The 17,448-nt window shown below is 61.4% G+C and carries 25 protein-coding genes and 1 tRNA gene; 17 read left to right on the forward strand and 9 right to left on the reverse strand.

What is annotated here, in order from left to right; translation table 11 throughout:
• Positions 1 to 60 precede the first annotated feature (60 nt).
• Together ACX3OW_RS08260 and ACX3OW_RS08265 are read left to right on the forward strand one after the other, a co-directional pair.
• Positions 61 to 435, forward strand: coding sequence for a DoxX family protein (locus ACX3OW_RS08260; RefSeq protein WP_459095273.1), 375 nt, complete (start codon positions 61 to 63; stop codon positions 433 to 435).
• A 130-nt stretch (positions 436 to 565) separates the two neighbouring features.
• Positions 566 to 943, forward strand: a complete 378-nt coding sequence (locus ACX3OW_RS08265) for a DoxX family protein (RefSeq protein WP_459095274.1) — start codon at positions 566 to 568, stop codon at positions 941 to 943.
• A 279-nt stretch (positions 944 to 1,222) separates the two neighbouring features.
• Here the strand turns inward: ACX3OW_RS08265 and ACX3OW_RS08270 are convergent, their stop codons facing one another.
• Together ACX3OW_RS08270 and lipB are read right to left on the reverse strand one after the other, a co-directional pair.
• Entirely contained in the window at positions 1,223 to 1,765 is a 543-nt protein-coding gene (locus ACX3OW_RS08270) for a DUF4282 domain-containing protein (protein WP_459095275.1), read from the reverse strand.
• 30 nt (positions 1,766 to 1,795) lie between these two features.
• Entirely contained in the window at positions 1,796 to 2,554 is a 759-nt protein-coding gene (gene lipB / locus ACX3OW_RS08275; protein ID WP_459095276.1) for a lipoyl(octanoyl) transferase LipB, read from the reverse strand.
• A gap of 76 nt (positions 2,555 to 2,630) precedes the next feature.
• On the opposite strand from lipB, the gene ACX3OW_RS08280 reads away from it, so the two are divergent.
• From ACX3OW_RS08280 to ACX3OW_RS08305, 6 genes are all read left to right on the forward strand, one after another.
• Positions 2,631 to 2,864, forward strand: coding sequence for a FliM/FliN family flagellar motor switch protein (locus ACX3OW_RS08280; protein ID WP_459095277.1), 234 nt, complete (start codon positions 2,631 to 2,633; stop codon positions 2,862 to 2,864).
• Positions 2,865 to 2,994: 130 nt separating this feature from the next.
• Positions 2,995 to 3,079 (forward strand) — tRNA-Leu (locus ACX3OW_RS08285).
• Between the two features lie 84 nt (positions 3,080 to 3,163).
• Complete coding sequence (locus tag ACX3OW_RS08290) at positions 3,164 to 3,703, forward strand: hypothetical protein (RefSeq protein ID WP_459095278.1); 540 nt, start codon at positions 3,164 to 3,166, stop codon at positions 3,701 to 3,703.
• The gene (locus ACX3OW_RS08295) at positions 3,649 to 4,296 is read left to right on the forward strand and encodes a hypothetical protein (RefSeq protein ID WP_459095279.1); all 648 of its coding nucleotides are present in this window, start codon (positions 3,649 to 3,651) and stop codon (positions 4,294 to 4,296) included. Before ACX3OW_RS08290 ends, ACX3OW_RS08295 begins: the two co-directional genes overlap by 55 nt.
• An 84-nt stretch (positions 4,297 to 4,380) precedes the next feature.
• Entirely contained in the window at positions 4,381 to 4,782 is a 402-nt protein-coding gene (locus ACX3OW_RS08300) for a site-specific integrase (RefSeq protein ID WP_459095280.1), read from the forward strand.
• Between the two features lie 75 nt (positions 4,783 to 4,857).
• Positions 4,858 to 5,606, forward strand: a protein-coding gene (locus ACX3OW_RS08305) for an IS5 family transposase (protein WP_459095281.1) whose coding sequence is annotated in 2 segments (ribosomal slippage) — positions 4,858 to 5,191 and positions 5,191 to 5,606 — 750 coding nt in all. Because the reading frame shifts where the segments join, the coding sequence is not laid out codon by codon here.
• Positions 5,607 to 6,024: 418 nt separating this feature from the next.
• Here ACX3OW_RS08305 and ACX3OW_RS08310 read toward each other — a convergent pair.
• A complete protein-coding gene (locus tag ACX3OW_RS08310; protein WP_459095282.1) occupies positions 6,025 to 6,684 on the reverse strand; it encodes a hypothetical protein in 660 nt (219 codons plus the stop codon).
• A 95-nt stretch (positions 6,685 to 6,779) separates the two neighbouring features.
• Here ACX3OW_RS08310 and ACX3OW_RS08315 point away from each other — a divergent pair, with 95 nt between their 5' ends.
• Positions 6,780 to 7,250 carry a hypothetical protein gene (locus tag ACX3OW_RS08315; protein WP_459095283.1) on the forward strand — a complete coding sequence of 157 codons (471 nt, stop codon included), beginning with the start codon at positions 6,780 to 6,782 and terminating at the stop codon, positions 7,248 to 7,250.
• A 22-nt stretch (positions 7,251 to 7,272) separates the two neighbouring features.
• Here ACX3OW_RS08315 and ACX3OW_RS08320 read toward each other — a convergent pair whose 3' ends face one another.
• Complete coding sequence (locus ACX3OW_RS08320; protein ID WP_459095284.1) at positions 7,273 to 7,548, reverse strand: hypothetical protein; 276 nt, start codon at positions 7,546 to 7,548, stop codon at positions 7,273 to 7,275.
• Positions 7,549 to 7,813: 265 nt separating this feature from the next.
• Here ACX3OW_RS08320 and ACX3OW_RS08325 point away from each other — a divergent pair, with 265 nt between their 5' ends.
• Positions 7,814 to 8,449 carry a recombinase family protein gene (locus tag ACX3OW_RS08325; RefSeq protein ID WP_459095285.1) on the forward strand — a complete coding sequence of 212 codons (636 nt, stop codon included), beginning with the start codon at positions 7,814 to 7,816 and terminating at the stop codon, positions 8,447 to 8,449.
• 71 nt (positions 8,450 to 8,520) lie between these two features.
• Here ACX3OW_RS08325 and ACX3OW_RS08330 read toward each other — a convergent pair whose 3' ends face one another.
• The 3 genes from ACX3OW_RS08330 to ACX3OW_RS08340 form a co-directional block, all read right to left on the reverse strand.
• Positions 8,521 to 8,994, reverse strand: coding sequence for a hypothetical protein (locus ACX3OW_RS08330; RefSeq protein WP_459095286.1), 474 nt, complete (start codon positions 8,992 to 8,994; stop codon positions 8,521 to 8,523).
• 237 nt (positions 8,995 to 9,231) lie between these two features.
• Positions 9,232 to 10,230: a CDF family Co(II)/Ni(II) efflux transporter DmeF gene (gene dmeF / locus ACX3OW_RS08335; protein WP_459095287.1), complete on the reverse strand. Its 999-nt coding sequence runs from the start codon at positions 10,228 to 10,230 to the stop codon at positions 9,232 to 9,234.
• Positions 10,231 to 10,239: 9 nt separating this feature from the next.
• Positions 10,240 to 10,506, reverse strand: coding sequence for a metal-sensing transcriptional repressor (locus tag ACX3OW_RS08340; protein WP_459095288.1), 267 nt, complete (start codon positions 10,504 to 10,506; stop codon positions 10,240 to 10,242).
• A gap of 211 nt (positions 10,507 to 10,717) precedes the next feature.
• On the opposite strand from ACX3OW_RS08340, the gene ACX3OW_RS08345 reads away from it, so the two are divergent.
• A complete protein-coding gene (locus tag ACX3OW_RS08345) occupies positions 10,718 to 11,950 on the forward strand; it encodes a hypothetical protein (protein WP_459095289.1) in 1,233 nt (410 codons plus the stop codon).
• 171 nt (positions 11,951 to 12,121) lie between these two features.
• On the opposite strand, the gene ACX3OW_RS08350 is transcribed toward ACX3OW_RS08345, so the two are convergent.
• On the reverse strand, positions 12,122 to 13,000 hold the full coding sequence (locus ACX3OW_RS08350; RefSeq protein WP_459095290.1) for a LysR family transcriptional regulator: 879 nt from the start codon (positions 12,998 to 13,000) through the stop codon (positions 12,122 to 12,124).
• 142 nt (positions 13,001 to 13,142) lie between these two features.
• Between ACX3OW_RS08350 and ACX3OW_RS08355 the strand changes: the two genes are divergently transcribed.
• From ACX3OW_RS08355 to ACX3OW_RS08365, 3 genes are read left to right on the forward strand one after another with little or no spacing between them, the layout of a single operon-like run.
• On the forward strand, positions 13,143 to 13,550 hold the full coding sequence (locus tag ACX3OW_RS08355; RefSeq protein ID WP_459095291.1) for a hypothetical protein: 408 nt from the start codon (positions 13,143 to 13,145) through the stop codon (positions 13,548 to 13,550).
• Positions 13,547 to 13,870: a hypothetical protein gene (locus tag ACX3OW_RS08360; RefSeq protein ID WP_459095292.1), complete on the forward strand. Its 324-nt coding sequence runs from the start codon at positions 13,547 to 13,549 to the stop codon at positions 13,868 to 13,870. The genes ACX3OW_RS08355 and ACX3OW_RS08360 overlap by 4 nt, the downstream gene beginning before the upstream one ends.
• Before the next feature lie 9 nt (positions 13,871 to 13,879).
• Positions 13,880 to 14,080: a hypothetical protein gene (locus tag ACX3OW_RS08365; RefSeq protein ID WP_459095293.1), complete on the forward strand. Its 201-nt coding sequence runs from the start codon at positions 13,880 to 13,882 to the stop codon at positions 14,078 to 14,080.
• On the opposite strand, the gene ACX3OW_RS08370 is transcribed toward ACX3OW_RS08365, so the two are convergent.
• The gene (locus tag ACX3OW_RS08370) at positions 14,077 to 14,448 is read right to left on the reverse strand and encodes an MmcQ/YjbR family DNA-binding protein (RefSeq protein WP_459095294.1); all 372 of its coding nucleotides are present in this window, start codon (positions 14,446 to 14,448) and stop codon (positions 14,077 to 14,079) included. The genes ACX3OW_RS08365 and ACX3OW_RS08370 overlap by 4 nt on opposite strands.
• A 100-nt stretch (positions 14,449 to 14,548) precedes the next feature.
• On the opposite strand from ACX3OW_RS08370, the gene mgtE reads away from it, so the two are divergent.
• From mgtE to ACX3OW_RS08385, 3 genes are all read left to right on the forward strand, one after another.
• Positions 14,549 to 15,964, forward strand: coding sequence for a magnesium transporter (mgtE, locus tag ACX3OW_RS08375; RefSeq protein WP_459095295.1), 1,416 nt, complete (start codon positions 14,549 to 14,551; stop codon positions 15,962 to 15,964).
• 358 nt (positions 15,965 to 16,322) lie between these two features.
• On the forward strand, positions 16,323 to 17,000 hold the full coding sequence (locus ACX3OW_RS08380; RefSeq protein WP_459095296.1) for a glutathione S-transferase family protein: 678 nt from the start codon (positions 16,323 to 16,325) through the stop codon (positions 16,998 to 17,000).
• Complete coding sequence (locus tag ACX3OW_RS08385; RefSeq protein WP_459095297.1) at positions 16,997 to 17,422, forward strand: DUF1489 family protein; 426 nt, start codon at positions 16,997 to 16,999, stop codon at positions 17,420 to 17,422. The genes ACX3OW_RS08380 and ACX3OW_RS08385 overlap by 4 nt, the downstream gene beginning before the upstream one ends.
• Positions 17,423 to 17,448 lie beyond the last annotated feature (26 nt).

Below are 17,448 nucleotides of genomic sequence, written 5' to 3' on the forward strand. Positions count from 1 at the left end.
GCGAGGATAAGGCCCGTCACGGCGATGGCGCCTTTTGACCTGAACGAGGAGGAGCCAACAATGTTCGATCGTCTCTCCAGCTACGCGCCGCAGGCCCTGTCCGTGCTGCGTATCGTCACCGCGTTGCTGTTTGTCGAAAGCGGCAGCCAGAAGCTGTTCGGCTTCCCAACACCGTTCCCGATGCCGGTCGAGGGGCTGCTGCTGGTCGCCGGGATTCTCGAATTTGTCGGCGGCTTGCTGCTGCTGGTGGGGTTTTTCACCCGTCCGGTGGCCTTCGTGCTGTGCGGCTTCATGGCCGTCGCCTATTGGATGGGCCATGCCCCGATGGGCTTCTGGCCATCCGGCAATCTGGGCGGCGGGGCCATCCTGTTCTGCTTCATCTTCCTCAATCTGGTGTTTGCTGGTCCGGGAGCCTGGAGCTTCAACCAGCGCTAAAGTGGGCCGACGTTGCGCGGCAGCGAACAGTGCGGTCGAGATTGGTCACTTTCCGACCGGTAACGGATTGGGATAGTAGGGTTTTGCAGCGTCAAATAGGTGGCGCCATTCCAACCATGAGTTCTCACTAATGTTCGATCGCCTTTCCGCCTATCGGCCGCAGGCCCTCGCTGTGCTGCGCATCGTCACCGCGCTGCTGTTTCTGGCTCATGGCACGCAGAAGCTGTTCAATTTCCCCGCCATGCCGGACTTCGCCTTTCCGGGCGGGCTGATGCAGGTGGCCGGGCTGATCGAAGTGATCGCTGGGGTGCTGATCGCCATCGGGTTGTTCACCCGCCCGGTGGCCTTCATCGCTTCGGGCATGATGGCGGTGGCCTATTGGATGGCGCATGCGCCGATGAGCCTGCTGCCGATCGAGAATTACGGCGAAACCGCCATCCTGTTCTGCTTCGTGTTTTTGTATCTGGTGTTCGCCGGCCCAGGCACCTGGAGCGTCAACAAGCGCTAAGCAGCGCAACGCAATCGTCACCCTCGGGCTTGACCCGAGGGGACTGAACTTATGCTGCTGTCGGAAAGTGTAGAGCCCTCGGGTCAAGCCCGAGGGTGACGGGCGGTGGTGCTGCCAGAATGAATCGAAAAACCCGCCGAACGCATTGGTTCGGCGGGTTTTTTTGTAATCCCGTTCACCGAATCACCCCGGATTTGAGCCGGGTCCCAACTCGAGATCTCAGGATGGGTCCCGGCTCAAAGCCGGGATGACATCGAGGATGTGGCTGGGCCTCAGGCCTTATTCCTTGCCCGGCGGCGTGCGCTTGGCGGTGCGGCGGGGCTTGAACACTTCGCCCGAGGCGGTGGCCGGGCTGCGCAGGCCGTCGCTGGCGCTGGCGCTGCTGCCGGCGGGCGGCACATAGGGGGCGGGTTCGGTGGCCGGGGTGATGTATTCGTCGGCCTCGGCATAGTCGATATCTTCGCCTTCCTCGGCGAGATCGCGGATGGCGTCGCGCACCTCATCGAGCAGCGAGGCCGAGAAGCGCGAGCGGTTGACGGTTTCCCCGCTCGACTCATGCGCCTTGAACCACACCAGCAGCGCCTCGCAGGCGATGCGCAGCCCGACCAGCGACAGCAGGCCGAAGACGACGATCTCCAGCACGCCCCACAGCCCGTTGCCGAAGCCGAAGCCAAAACTCCAGAACAGATGGCTGATGGCCCAGAGCAGGATGGCGGCGAGGCCCAGCGCATAGAGGATGGGCACCAGCCGCGGCGACAGGATGGCGTCGAGCCGGAACAGGGTTTGCCTGGTAAACAGGCGCTTGAGGTCATCCAGGGTCATGGGGTCGTCCTCCAGGGGGCGATTCGGGTGTTATGCAACTTGGCTAGCTGCGCCGGTGCTGACAAGACTTTCCTCTGACGCAACGGTGGTGGGGCCAAAGCGTTGCTCGAAGGCGGCGCGCAGCACCGAATCCACCTCCGGCAGGCTGACCAATTGCCCGAGATCCTCAAAGCTGGTGACGCCCTGATCGGTGATGCCGCAGGGCACGATGCCGTCATAGTGGCTGAGATCGGGGCTGACATTGAGCGAAATGCCGTGAAAGCTCACCCATTTGGAGACGCGCACGCCGATGGCGGCGATCTTGTCTTCCTTGAGCACGCCCTTGTCGGGGCGCTTTACCCAGACGCCGATGCGGCCGTCGCGGCGCTCGCCGACTATATTGTGGGCGGCCAGTGTATCGATGACCCAGCCTTCCAGCCCCTGCACCAGCTGGCGGATATCGCGGCCGCGCTGGGTCAGGTCGAGCATGACATAGGCCACGCGCTGGCCGGGGCCATGATAGGTATATTGCCCGCCACGCCCGGCATCATAGACCGGGAAGCGATCGGACAGCAGGTCGCCGGCCACGGCCGAGGTTCCGGCGGTGTAAAGCGGGGGGTGTTCGAGCAGCCAGATGGCTTCCTCGGCCTCACCAGCGGCGATGGCGGCGGCGCGGGCGCGCATGGTGGCGAGCGCCAGCTCATAGGGCACGGGGACCGCCGAAATGATCCATTGCACCGGGCGAGCGTCGATGCGTGCCAGTTTGTTACTGATTTCGCTGTTCGCGCCGTTGCCTGTTAACGCTTCCATAACTATGCCTGCCGGAGAATTGCTGCATCAGATTCAGCGGCCGCATGATCGGCCGGGACGGGTTTTTTATCTATCTATGGACACATTAGCCGATATTGAAGTGGACATCACCGTCGAGCTTGGCGCGACGACGATGCCGATCCACCATTTGCTGCGCATGGGCCGTGGCGCGGTGATCGAGCTGGATGCCAGCGAGAATGATCCGCTGAACATCTATGCCAATAATACGCTCATCGCCCATGGCGAAGTAAGTGTCGAGGACGGGCATCTGCGCGTGCTGATTTCGGAGAAGATTTTCCGGCGCGGCTAGGGCGGAGCGGGGCGCAGCGAAAGTTCTGCACACCGGCGTAGGCGAAAGCTGATTTAAACGCTTGAGGTTAGGGGAGACCTTTGCTACATCCCCACTCGCTTCGGCCCTCGGGCCAAGCTCTACCAAGCGTGCGGTCGTGGCGGAATTGGTAGACGCGCAGCGTTGAGGTCGCTGTGTCGCAAGACGTGGAAGTTCGAGTCTTCTCGACCGCACCAAACTCTCCCATTCTTGGAATGGGCCAAAGAGTTGAAGGATTATAGGCACTTGTAGCCGCCCGCCCACTACAAAGGGCGCTACAAGTGGCCATCCTCATGCCAAACCTCACCAAGGCAAACAACGGCGACTGGTTCGCCCGCAAGGCGATACCACCCGATGTGCGGGATGCCTATCAGCGCGCCTATGGCGTTCGGCAGGAAGTTCGCTTTCGCCGTTCCGGTTTATCCACAGGACAGGCCAAGTTCGCGTTCGCCGAATGGGTGGCGGAGGTTGAGGGGCGAATCGAGTCGCTGCGTTCGGCACGGGCCGGGGAGCCACAGCACCTTACTCAGCGGCAGGCACACGCGCTGGTGGGGCGCTGGTATGACTGGTTCATTGCCCGGCATGAAGATCACCCGCAGCCCGTCGAGGTCTGGGACCACCAGCTTGAGCGGTACCGGAGCGCGCTGGAAGCGTTCGGTATTGACGAGGTGACGAGCGGGAACCACCAGCATGGTATCGCCCGCGTGTTCTGGCCAAGGTCACCGAGTTGTCCCGGCTGTCCTCATTTTTGGCGCAGGAAGCCACGTTGCTCGATAGCGTCAGCCATGCGGTGCTGCTGGATGCGCTGGAGCCCCATCTAGTCGCTGCCATGGCCCTGCTGAGGCGGCAGGCTGGTGGTGACTACTCTCCCGACCAGCACAGGCAACGGCTTCCCGATGACAAGCCGGTGGTGCCCAGCAATGTCAAACTGGCGGGCATGAACGCTTGGGAAGCGTTTGGGGCGTGGGTGGCTGAACGAAAGCCCGCAGCGGCGACCGCCAATCGCTGGAGCGGTGTCCTCGATCATCTCAACAAGTTCTTGGATGAGCGTGACGTGGCGCTGGTGACCGATGACGATGCGGTTGCATGGAAAGACAAGCTGGTGGCCGGTAAGGCCAGCGGTCGCACCATCAACGAGGTCTGGCTCACAGCGGCCCGTGGCATCTTCAATTGGGTGAAGACGCAGAAGAAAATCGCCAGCAACCCGTTCGATGGCGTCAAGGTTGCGGTGGCTAAGTCTGGCCCGACCAAGACGGAGTTCTCCGATGAGGATTGTTCAAGCCATCCTTGCGGCAACGCTCATCCCCCTCAGCGCCAGAACATCGCCATACTACAGCGCAGTCGTGCGGTGGGTGCCGTGGCTCTGCGCTTATACCGGGGCAAGGCCTGGGGAGATGACCCAGCTTCGCCGTGAAGATGTCGAGCAGCATCGTGATGGCTTCTGGACGCTCCGCATTAGCCCTGAGGCTGGACTGTGAAGGGCTCGGTGGCCCGTACAGTGGCGCTGCATGACCATCTGATAGAGCAGGGGTTTGTCGATTTCGTCACCCGTTCGGGCAGGGGGCCACTGTTCTGCGACCCGAAGGCAGGCGGCAGCCGTTTAACTGGCAAGGCAGATGACCCGCTGAACCCCGTGCGGCCTATGTACGTGCTGCTTCGGCAGAAGCTGGCAGATTGGGTCCGTAAGCTCGGCGTTACCGATAGGGGCGTTAGCCCGAACCACGCTTGGCGGCATACGTTCAAGCGCCGTGCTGCCCGCGCCAAAATTGAGCAGCGCATCCGTGACGCCTTCTGTGGTCACACCGCTGGCCATGTCGGGGCGATCTATGAGCTGCCGACCGTCGAGGATTTGGCCGAGGCCATCAAGGTCTTCCCTCGCTATCCAGTGGACACCCCCTAGGGTCCAAACCCGATCAAGCTATTGAATTGGTTTGTTTCCTCTGATTCACTGCCCGTAGTTTGCGGGGAGATGGTGATGTCTGCAGGATTTTGGCTTTCCGACGACTCCTGGGCTGCAATTGAGCCACTGTTGCCGATGAACCAGCCCGGCGCGCGGCGGGTGGATGATCGCCGGGTGATCAGCGGGATCATTCACGTCCTGCGGGTGGGGTGCCGCTGGCAGGATTGTCCACCTGACTATGGTCCTTCGACCACGATCTACAATCGCTTCAGCCGGTGGAGCCGTCGCGGCCTGTGGACACGTATCTTCACTATCCTGTCGGCGCAGGCGGGCCTGCCCGATGATCTGAGCATCGACAGCACCGCCGTGCGTGCCCACCGCTCGGCACATGGTGGAAAAGGGGGGCGAAAGTTCAGGCCGTCGGGCGCTCGCGTGGCGGGCCAACCACGAAAATCCATGCCCTGACCGATGGGTGCGGGCGGACCGTGGCCTTCCTGCTCGGCCCCGGCAACGACGCCGATATCTCGGCAGCGCCGGCGCTGCTCGACAAGGTGCCACCACCGACCCGGCTGCTGGCCGACAAGGGTTATGATGCCAACAGCTTGCGAGCACGCCTGGCAGCCAGCGCGACCGAAGCGGTGATCCCTTCAACCCGATCCCGCAAAAGGCCCATTCCACATGATGCGGCAGCCTATGTCGGCCGCAACCTTATCGAGCGTGCCTTCTGCCGTCTCAAAGACTGGCGGCGGATCGCCACGCGATATGACAAGCTCGCCGTCAACTTCGCTTCCGCGGTCGCAATCGCAGCCGTCATCCTCTGGTAAGTTGATACCCCCGCATCATTGGCGCACTGGTTTGCGCAGGCGGTCCAAAATTGGACGGCCTAACGCCTCAGCATGGACCGGCCCCGCAACCGCTTCAACGAGATGGAAGCCGAGCTGAGGCAGCCGCTGGCACCCTCCGCCCTATCGGCGCAGGGGCTGGCGTCCTTCTGGTTCGGAGAGCTTGAGCTTCGACTGGTGAACACCGAGACAGGGCCTTTGCACGGCATACGTGCGTCTGATGTACCCCCAAATCTTGTACGGGGGTTGGGCCGTGGTTCGCGGGTATGGACGTTCTGGGCCTCGACATTGGAGCGCCGGAGCGGGCCTACGTACGGCTCGACAGCAGCGAACAGCGCAACGTGCCTTGGACGCACGTAGGTATGACGCCGGGGGTATGAGCCTTAAAGTTCGTGCTGGCCTAGCTGGTAGCCGTGATCAGTTGCAGTACGAGCTTCCGGCGCTGCTCGATGTCAGCCATCAGCGCAATGCAGGCGTATTGGACCTCCTGCCTTGCAACCATTAACTGACGATTATCATGCCCGCCCATCCAGCCCATTCCAAAGGGCTCCGGGATGAGGTTGTTGTGCGCGTCAACGGTCGCCAGCAATTGGGCTATCGCGCCGGACAACGAGACGTGAGCCCCGTGTTGCAGCCGGTCCCAACGCTCCCTTTCCAAGACGATTTCGTCGGGGGCGTATATCGAACCTAATCCTGTGGTTCTGTTTGACAACCTGCGGGCCTCTTTGTCGAGCGCCTGCATGGCGTCGATTTCGGCCTCGTAGTGGCGCACTGCATCCACCACATCTCGGTCGCCTTGGCGCTTGAGCTGCTGAACCGCGATCAGCAACGCGGCGATGGTAGCCACGCCCGCCAACAGGGTCTGGTAATCTTTGACGAAGCTGATTGCGGTGGTCGGGCTTGTGACCTCAGACAACGCGACGCACGCCAAGCCGGTTATATAGGCGGTTACCGAGACCCAGCCCCACGGCACGCTACGCCACCAACGATCTTTCTTGTGTCCCATATCAGAATGTTTAGCCGCAAAAATCCGAGCCGTTAAGATCAGATCGTCAGCCACGCGATACCCCCTCGGCCCCATGACCCGCCAAAACTAGCTGTTGACCGCGCAATAAGTCCCTGATTTCCTTGTGGAAATATCAAGGGAGACGATGATTGCAGCCAGCCTCAGCACCAGTTCTGCTCTCTACTCGCTCATCACTAGCGGCGCTTGAAGCGGCCCTAGAGCTGTTCAGGGGGCTTCGGGTTGAGATGCCAATACAAGTTCCGCTGGTCTTCCTCATGATTGCCCAGCGGAAAGGCATCCGCGCAGCGGAGCTGTGCAAGAGAACGGGACTGAGCCAGTCTGCCATCTCCCGCAACATCACCATGCTGACCAAAGAGGGGAAGGCTGGCGAACCGGGGCCGGGCTTGGTGGTCAAGACGCTGGACCCGGTCAACACTCGTGCCCACGCCATGCACCTGACGAAAGGCAGGGTGATGGCAGCAAGGCTGGCTGAGGCTATCGGTAAGTCTGTGAGGCCGCGCAAGGCGATGCCAGTGGAGGCTGCTGGAGAGGCTGTAGCGCCGCTGGAGAAGGCTAAGGATGCGTTCGCAGGGGCGCATTGGGAGGTTTGGGCGGACTAAGTGGGCTAAGCGAGGACTGACCTCACCGCCCCCCAACGTGCGCCGCAAGATCGGGCACGCCTTCACCGCTACTGCTGGCGCTTGTAAGTGCTGGTGGCGAGCAGTCAACTACCGCAATGAGGTGCGCGCCGGTCGGCAAACGGAGGTCGATGTTGGTCAAGCCTCCGGTGCCATTGGCGGCACAAAATGCGGCCTCTTGAGTTGGCGAAAACGGCACTGTGATCGATTGTGCTTGAGAGAACCCGCTGTGAGAGAACGCAACGCCCACAACAAGCCCTGCGATGAGGGTCTTGCGCATCTGGTGTTCCGATCATGTAGATAAGGTGGAAGAAGCTACAGGACGATCATGTCAGAATTCAGTCGAGGCGACCTATTTTCCCCGATTGTGATCCAGCATCAGCGAGAGGGCTGGGCGGCCTAGGTGCATCGCGTTATCGTCCTTTAGGGTATAGCCCTGCGTACAGGATGCATTCCCACCGGCAAGATGTACGCAAGGGTTGACTTCGATTTACGGACATGCATTTTAACGGACAATACCGTTACGTACATGCGCCGGAGTTCCCATGACCACCATTCTCTATGCCCGCGTCTCCACCACGGACCAGACCATCGGCCATCAGCAGACCCAAGCCGAACAGGCCGGGTTCGTCATTGACCACGTGCTGGCTGATGATGGCGTCTCAGGCGTCTCCACAACGCTGCGGGAGCGCCCCGAAGGCAAGCGCCTGTACGACATGCTGCGCCGTGGCGACACGCTGGTGGTGCGCTGGGTGGACCGCTTGGGGCGGAACTATCAGGATGTCACCGAGGCCATTCGGGAGTTCATGGGCCGGGGCGTGATCATCAGGACGGTGATCAACAATATGACCTTTGACGGGGCCACCACAGACCCTATCCAGATGGCCGTGCGGGACGCGCTGGTAGGCTTCATGGCTGCAACGGCACAGGCCCAGCATGAGGCCACCAAAGCCAGCCAGCGGGCCGGTATCGACGCGGCAAAGGCAGACGGCAAAGCATATCTCGGGCGCAAGCCCAGCTATGACCGCAAGGCGCTAGACATCGTGGTGGACATGATCAGCACCGGGACTGCTGGCACCAGTGATATTGCCCGCGCCTCAGGGCTCACCCGGCAGACGGTTTTGCGGATTAAGGCTGACCCGGCAGCGGCTGAGACAGTGTTGCAGGCGTGGGGTGAGTAGGTTGAGGCGTCTCCGAGAGGAGAGGCGTCTATTGGTTTTCCCATGCCTGCCCGCGTTTCTCTATCGGCTCTTCATATCCCGCATTCAACGGCGAGAGCCGCGTTGCTATCAATGCGCTCGCCATTCTGGTCCACCAGCACCATGCCGGACGCTGAGACGGTTTTGCCTGAGACCTCTAGGCGAAACTCCTCCGATACGAAACGTCCTGCCTTTACCCGCCGCTCAACCGTGTCAAAAGGGCCATCAGCACCCAGCGCCATGGTCATCTCATTGGCGGTTGAGGACAGCTCAAAGAAGATTTTCTCACCGTCTGGAGCCGTGCCCGGCCCGCTGATCTCGATGTCATCGAAACCGTCCTCGTGGTGGAAGGCGCAACTTGTCGGCTTTAGAATATAGACCCCGGCTTTGGTCACGACAGTGCCGACAGCCACCGCCGCAGTCTCGATAGCTGGGGGCGCGTTCGCCGCTTCTGGGGCGCAGGCGGTTAGCATTAAGATTGGCAGCGCCGCTTTTAGCCCGTTTGTGGCCCATTTCATTTTGGTCATAATCACTTAGCCCTCACATCCGAACCTCCAGACTAGCCGATAGGGACGATGCTTGCCCCGTCCGTTTGGAGGGGAATGAGGATGCCGATTTTCCCCGTGGTGAAGATGACCTACGCCAACCAGCCACCGCGACCGCTATAGGCGGGCCATGACCCGGCCAAAGCCTCCATCAAGCACCTCCTGCGATCTCTGCCGTGCGCTGGACCTGATCAGGTCGGGCCAACGCCAGGCACCTCGCTAACGTTTGAGAACCTCAACCGTGATGTGTGAGAGTTCAGCGATAGAAGCAAGCTTTGCCTTGTACCAAGTAGCGGGTCGCGGGTTCTCGCTTATCACCGAGACGATGAGCGCCAGGTGGCCCGGACCAACCCGCCATAAGTGCAGGTCAGATACTTCGTCCGAACCGAGCTCTAGGACGCTTCGCACCTGGTCAGCGGTCCCGTCATCGGGAACCCTATCTAGCAGCACCGCGCCTGCACCCCTGAGGAGCTGCCATGACCAGCGAGCAATCACGATGGAGCCGAGCAGACCCACCGCTGGGTCCATCCAGAGCCAGCCGAAGTTCCGCCCCGCGACCAGTCCAACGATGGCCAGCACCGATGTCAGCGCATCTGCAAGGACGTGGAAATAGGCCGCTCGCAGGTTGAAGTCGGTTGTTGCCGTCTTGGGGGCATTGGCCGAAACGTCATGCGAGTGATCATGGTCGTGATCGTCATGGGCATGACCCGCATGACTGTAGCCAGCGTGGCTGTGCGCGTGGCCGTGGTCATGGCTATGACCGCTGTCATGCAACAGAAAGACGCTGGCGATGTTCACCAGCAGCCCCACCACCGCGACCGCAATTGCTTCATCAAAGCGTATGGCTATGGGGTTGGTCAGCCGCACGATACACTCAAATCCGATCATCACGGCGACGACTGCCAGAATGACCGCGCTGGTGTAGCCAGCCAGCTCACCGAGTTTGCCTGTGCCAAAGGTGAAGCGTTCATCGTCGGCATGGCGGCGAGCGTACATGTAGGCCACGGCTGCGATTGTTAGGGCACCGGCATGGGTAGCCATGTGGAAGCCGTCAGCGAGCAACGCCAACGAACCGAACGCGGCACCGGCAGCAATCTCCCCCAGCATCATCGCGGCGGTTAGCGCAATGACCCACCATGTTCGACGCGCGTTGCGGTCGTGATCATCGCCCAGAAAGACGTGGCTGTGCTGCCCGGCTGTGGCCGTCTCGAATGCCATCTTAGTGTCCTATAGGTACTTCGTGATTTCGCGGAACACGGCCAGCTTGTCCTTCACTTCTGGAGACAGCGCGTCACTGCCGTCACTGAGGTGATGGTCGATATGGTCGATGATGATGAGCTGCTTGGCCTTCTCTAGCGCCTTGATGACGGCCTGCATTTGCTGAGCAATGGCGAGGCCATCTTTGCCATCCGCCACCATCTTGACGACTGTGCTGAGATGCCCCTCGGCTCTGCGGAGGCGGGAGTGGATTTGTGGGTCATTGATGTGGCTCATACTCCGAACCTATCCCCCTGGAGGGGATATGGCAATTGTCCACAGGGCGGTACTGGCACAGGCCCAGCATGAGGCCACCAAGGCCAACCCGCCACCGAGCTGCTATAGGTGGCCCATGACCCACCCAATCCCGCCTGCAACGCCCCAAGCCAAGCCTCCTGCAGGCCCTCGATGGGACGGTGAGGCCACGATAAGCGAGCAATAACAGCACATGGGGCCGATTACGCTTTTCGATAAGTCGTTCCTGGAGATGCTAAGCGTCGATCAAGCGGCCCTCTTCGACTGCCTTTTCTCTGCCAATCTTTGCCCGGTTTTCATCACCGAGGCATTGGCTGATTTATCCAAGAAGCCTCCCGGGCAGCGGCCCCCCGAAAAGATTGTTAGCGACCTCGCTAACAAAGCACCCTCGATGCACAGCTACCCGAACGCTGAACACACCAGCCTGTGTCTGGCAGAGCTTTTCGGCGAACGAATCCGGCTGGACGGGTTTCCTGCCACGATGGGTGGACGATTGGTTATGGACCAAGGCAAGCTGAGCGTCATTTACGACGATGTTGAAGAGCTTGAGGCATTCAACCGCTGGCAAAGTGGGCAGTTCTATTCAGTCGAGCGCGAGTTTGCCAAGGTCTGGCGAGAACGAATGTATGCTGTCGATCATCGGGAGGTGGCGAAGCTGGCCCGGCGCGCTCTTGCCATCGAGAGCCGTCCCAAAACCCTGGAAGACGCCCACCGCATTGCCTGGGAGGTAGTTGGGGCGGAGAGCATCCGGTTCGAGCAGCTATCTGTTGCGTTTGCTCTACTCGGGTTACCGCCGAAGGTCTTCAAGCTTATTCGTGACCGATGGGTTGTGGCTGGCAGACCGGCCATTAAATCCTTCGCCCCTTACACGGCCTACTGCCTTCACCTGGAGGTGTTCTTCCACATCTGCGTGGAAAAGTTGCTGATCTCACCAGATCGCCCAAGCAATCGGGTAGACATGGCCTACCTGTTCTACCTGCCATTCTGCAAGGTGTTCGTCTCGCAAGATAAGCTGCACTGGCGCACGGCTAAGCTGTTCATGCACACCTCGCAACAACTGGTCAGAGGTGACGATTTGAAGGCCGACCTGATCAAGCTGGACGCATACTTTTCCGGCCTCCCCGAACGAGACAAGCGGGAGGGGCTATTCCGGCTTGCATCGGCACCCCCAGAGGACGGGAGCTTCCTAACTTGGCGTATCTGGCAAGCTGCCGGGATGAAGCGAAGGGAGGCCCGGAAGCCGTCACCTGAAGATAGCGAGACACATGTGAAGTTGCTCAAAGCCATACGGTCCTTGGAGAACGCCCCAACTGTCAACAATCCACGCAGCTACTCACCGGGCCAGTTGGAGCAGGCAGTGATCAAGCGAATGGTGCCCAGGAGGATGGGCAAGTGGGACATGCTCCCTGCCGACTTCAAAGGCTAACTTGACCATCGCTACAAACGCCGCTACAAACGGCCTCGGCGCGGCGGCTAAAAGCCCTGTAAATTCAACGGTCTGAGGCGCTACCCTGCGTTTCTTCTCGACCGCACCAAATCACCTTCGGGTGACATGAAAAAAGGCCGTCCTTCGGGGCGGCCTTTTTCGTTTTCGGCTTTAGCGAGAGTTTGGGCCGCGATTTTGGGCGGTGGGGCGGTTGCTCTTGATCCATGAGATGACGGATTCGGCGAGAAGCGCCGTCTCGGCCGGCAGGTTGTCGCGGATATGGGCGACGAATTCGATGTCGGGCAGGGCCGGGAGCTGCGCATCGGCATCGAGAATTTGCAGGGCATGCGGCACCGAACCGGCGTTGAGCGGGGTTACGGCGAGGGCGGCGGCGGCCATGGCGGTCAGGCTGCCCAGGCTGGGGCTGACCATGGCGATGCGCCATGCCCGGTCGGCCTTCGCCAGCGCGGCCAGCGCCGCATCGCGATAGGGGCAGGGCTCGGGGAACAGTGCCAGGGGGAGGGAGCGGTCCTGATCCAGCGCGGCGCCGCGGGCGAAGGCCCAGACCAGCGGCTCCTGCCACAGGCGGCGGCCGGTTTCGTCGCCGCGGCAGCGGCAGCCGACGATCAGATCGAGTTCGCCGCGCGCCATGCTGTCGAGCAGGGTGCTGGTGTTGGAGATATGGATTTCCAGCGTTCGGCCCAGCCTTGAGTCCTGGAATTTGCGCAACACCGACGGCAGCCAGGTGCTCATCAGATCATCCGAAGTGCCGATCCGCAGATGAAATTGGCTGCTGCCCTTCATATGGGCCAGCGCGTCTTCGCTGAGCCGCAGAATCGCCCGCGTGTAGCCGAGCAGGGCCTGGCCTTGCGGGGTGAGCGTCACTGTGCGGGTGTTGCGCTCGAACAGGGCGCAGTCGGCCTGCTGTTCGAGGCGGCGGATATGGGCGCTGACCGCCGACTGGGTCAGGTTCAGCTGCTGGCCGGCCTTGGTGAAGCTGGAGAGGCTGGCCACCGCCTCAAAGCTGCGCAGCAGCGGCAGATCGAACATGATGCCATCTCGTTTCGTACTGAATGGCATGATGATATATCGTTTTTACTAATCAATGAAGTCTGTTTAGATCGGCGCATCGCCACGAAAACAGAGATGCCCCATGAGGTTGGCATCACGGGTTGCGACCCAGAATTGCCGTATGCGCCGCGCACTGCTGGCGCTGGTGTTTTGCATCAGTGTCCCGGCCATCGGGCTGGCCGAGGATGAACCGCTCATTCCCGACGACGCGGTCGAAGTCGAGGTGCAGGACGATATCACCGTCCATTTCTGGCAGACCGACATCATCAACCCCACGGCGATGATCGCCGACATGGTGGGGGTGTCGAGCCAGTTCCGGGATGGCGAGTCGATCCTCGGGCAGGTGTTTTTCAAGACGCCGATCCCGCTGACCGAACTCGAGGCCATGACCAGCGCCAAAAACTCATCTTCCATGTCGTTTCGGTGTGACCGCGGCGGCCTCTATCAAATCGAAGGGCATGACGTGATTGCCGGCGTGAACTGCGTGCTGGTCACGGATGCTCAAATTCCAGCAAACAGGCAGAAATGATGTTTCGTTCAGCACTGATTTTAGCCCTGGTGGCGGCGCCGCTGGCGGGCGTGGCCCAGGGCAGGGATTTTTCCTCGGCCATCGAGCCGGTGCCGGTTCTCACCCAGCTCTATGACGAGGCCGATTCGCGCTGTCGCCTCGCCAAGATCGATAGCGTCGAGGTCGATGTGGCCTGTGTCTCGCGCTCGATCTATGGTGTGGCGCTCAATGACAAGAACTGGTGTCGCGGCCGCCAAGGGCAGTCCAATGCCGAGATGGACTGGCATGAATGTGGCGAAGATTCGATGCGCTTCCCGCCGGTTGAATTGCCGGGTCTTTAGGGCAGGGCCATGGCCAGCTCGCTGGGGAAAGCCATTCGGCGCTGGCTGCGCCGGATGCAGGATTGTGGGGACAGCGAGGCGGAGCAAAGGCACTGGCAGGCCGATCCCTTCGCCCACCCGGCGATCCAGCGCATGACGCCGGCGCAGCTTGCCGATCTGCCCATCCGGCGGCCGGCTTGCCCGGGCCGGGCGGGGGACAAACGGCGCTAATCTGCCTTCGGCAACACACCGGGACGCTGGCTGGCCAGCTTGGCCGGGGCCTTGAAGCGCCAGGCGTCTTCGAGGCGTAGCGAGAGTTCCTCGTCGGCGATGGCATCGAGGTGGATCAGCACGGCCGGGTAGCCGACATAATGGGCGGTCTCGAAATAGATTTCGGGCGAAATTTCCATCAGCAGCGTCTTCTGCTCGGGCGGACATTGCAGCACCAGCGTCGCGGCGTCCTTGAGCCGGACGAAGGATTTGTCGCGCACCTTGAGCGACGGCGTGCCGTAGCTGGTGGCGCGGGTCAGCGCGGGCAGGGCCCGGGCGTGGGCCAGGCGTTCGATGCGGGTAAAGATTTGGTCGAGATCGGTTTTCATCGTCTAACCCTCTCAAATCGCTGTTCCCAGTCTGGCGGATTGCTGTGTGATTGGCTACAGCTTGGGTGCCCCGAAACCTCGGACACACAAGGGCCCCCACATGAGCACAGATCCCGAGACCTTGCCCGGCCACCAGGCCGGGATCGATCCTAATGCGTTGCGCGATGCGGACGACCGCATCAGTCCGCTCTGGCTGGAACGTTTGCACGCCTATTTGGCTGCGGGCCGGGATGACGATGTCGCCACGGTGATCGCGCCGCTGCATGCGGCCGACGTCGGCGACGTGCTCGAATCGCTCGACGCCGAGGAACGGCTGCATCTGGTGCGGGTGCTGGGCGACCGCTTCGACTATCTGGCGCTGACCGAGGTCGACGAGTCGGTTCGTATCGAGCTGATGGAGGAACTGCCCAACGCCGATATCGCGCGCGGCGTGGCCGGGCTCGAAAACGACGACGCCGTCGCCATTCTCGAGGACATGGATCAGGAAGACCGGGACGAGGTTCTGGCCAAGCTGCCGACCTTCGAACGGCTCAGCCTGAAGCGGAGTCTCGATTTTCCCGAAAAATCCGCCGGGCGGCGGATGCAGACCGCGTTTATCGCCATTCCGCCGTTCTGGACGGTGGGGCAGACCATCGACTATCTGCGCAGCGAACCGGACCTACCCGACGAATTCTACCAGATCTATGTGGTCGACGCGGCCTATCAGGTGCTGGGCACGATTCCGCTGGATAAATTCCTGCGGGCGCCGCGGGTGACCTCCATCGAAGCGCTGATGAACATTAATTTCGTGGTGGTCGCCGCCGAGGAAGACCAGGAAGAAGCGGCGCGCGATTTCGAGCGCTACGATCTGGTCGAAGTCGGCGTCATCGACGAGGGCAAGCGGCTGGTTGGCGTGCTGACCATCGATGACATCGTCGACGTGATCCACGAAGAAGCCGACGAGGATATCAAGCTGCTGGCCGGCGTCGGCGACGAGGATATTTCCGACACCATCGTCGATACGGTGCGCAGCCGCGCGCCCTGGCTGCTGGTCAATCTGTTCACCGCGGTGGCGGTGTCCTTCGTGATCGGGCTGTTCGACGGCACCATCGAACATATGGTGGCGCTGGCGGTGCTGATGCCGATCGTCGCCTCGATGGGTGGCAATGCCGGCACCCAGACCATGACGGTGACGGTGCGGGCGCTGGCGATGCGTGAACTGGACGGGCGGCGACTGCGCCGGCTGATCGGCCGCGAGATGCTGGTCGGGCTGGCCAATGGCGCGATTTTCGCGGTGTTGATCGGGCTGGTGACCTGGCTGCGCTTCGACAATCTGCAATTGGGGGCGGTGATCGCCTCGGCCATGATCATCAATCTGGTGGTGGCTGGCACGGCGGGGATTCTGACGCCGGTGCTGCTGGATAAATTCAAGGCCGACCCGGCCATCGCTTCGGCGGTGTTCGTGACCACGATGACTGATGTGGTTGGATTTTTTGCCTTTTTGGGCATTGCCGGGCTGTGGTTCGGGCTGTTTTGAGGCCGCTAAAATGCCACTAATCCGGCTATCTCGCGGTTAACTCTGCGCTTTAGCCGGCTGTGGAGTGTGGCAACTTCGCCGCTTGCAAAGATTTTGTGACGCAGTTAACGGTTTGCTACCGGCGCCCTGACGAACAAAGTCAGGCCCGGAGTGAACGGCTGACAAGGAGCGATCATGCGAAGTCAACCGAAGGCCACCATTTGGCGGGCTGCAAGCTGGACCCTGGTTTGTCTGCTGTCGATGGGATTGGTTTTCTCCATTATTGCTGGCGTATAGACGCTGGGAGTTTTTCACTTACAGCAATTTTGAAGGGCGCCCGGGCCACTGGGGCGCCCTTCTTTCTTCCCGGGAGGCAGATGTGAAGCTCTTGATCGGCAATCGCAATTATTCGACCTGGTCGCTGCGGCCCTGGTTGGTGCTGCAGCATTTCAACATCCCCTTCGAGGACGAAGTGCTGCAATTGCAGGGCGAGGGTTTTCGCGACGTGCTGGCGCAGCGCTCGCCGACCGGCCGGGTGCCGGTATTGCTCGATGGTGATCTGACCCTGGTCGAAACCATCGCCATCATCGAATATCTGGCCGACCGTTTTCCCGACAAGGCGATCTGGCCGGCCGATATTGCTGACCGGGCCCGGGCGCGGGCGGTTTCGGCCGAAATGCATGCCGGCTTTCAGGCGCTGCGCAGCCATGCCCCGATGAATTTGCGGGCGTCTCATCCCGGCAAGGTCAGTCGCGACAGCGTGGCCAAGGATCTGCACCGGGTAGAGACGCTGTGGGGCGAGCTGCTGGGGCGCTCGGGCGGGCCGTTCCTGTTCGGGGCGTTCACGGCGGCCGACGCCATGTTTGCGCCGCTGGCGACCCGGCTGCGCACCTATGGCCTGCCGATCTCCGATGTGGCGGCCGAGTATGTCGAAGCGATTTATGGCCTGCCGGCGTTTCAGGACTGGCTGGCGCTGGCGCTGCGCGAGCCGTGGATTGTCGATGAGGACGAGATCGACGTCATTCAGGGGCGGGTGAAGCCGGGGACGCTGACATGATCCACATGATCAAGCTGTGCGTCGGGGTGAAGTCGCTGGCCGAACTCGAATCCTATCGCGATGAGCGGGCCCATTGGTGGGATGCCGATTACGGCGAGGATGTGCATGTGCATCGCACCCGCATGATGCCCAAGCGTGCCGCCGAAATGGAAGGGCAGTCCTCGATCTATTGGGTGATCGCCGGGCAGGTGGTGTGCCGACAGAAGATTTTGCGGCTGGCCACCCATACCAATGCCGAAGGCATCAATTACTGCGACATCATCATGACGCCCGAACTGGTGAAGACGGTGCCCTATCCCAAGCGCCCGTTCCAGGGCTGGCGTTATCTGCGCCCCGAAGACGCGCCGCCCGATCTCGGCGCGAACGAGAATGCCGACTCGCTGGCCCTGGCGGCCGATCTGGCGAAGCTTGGGCTGATCTGAGGTTTCCACAAACCCCGGATGACACC

This window comes from Devosia sp. A449, from assembly GCF_054489375.1.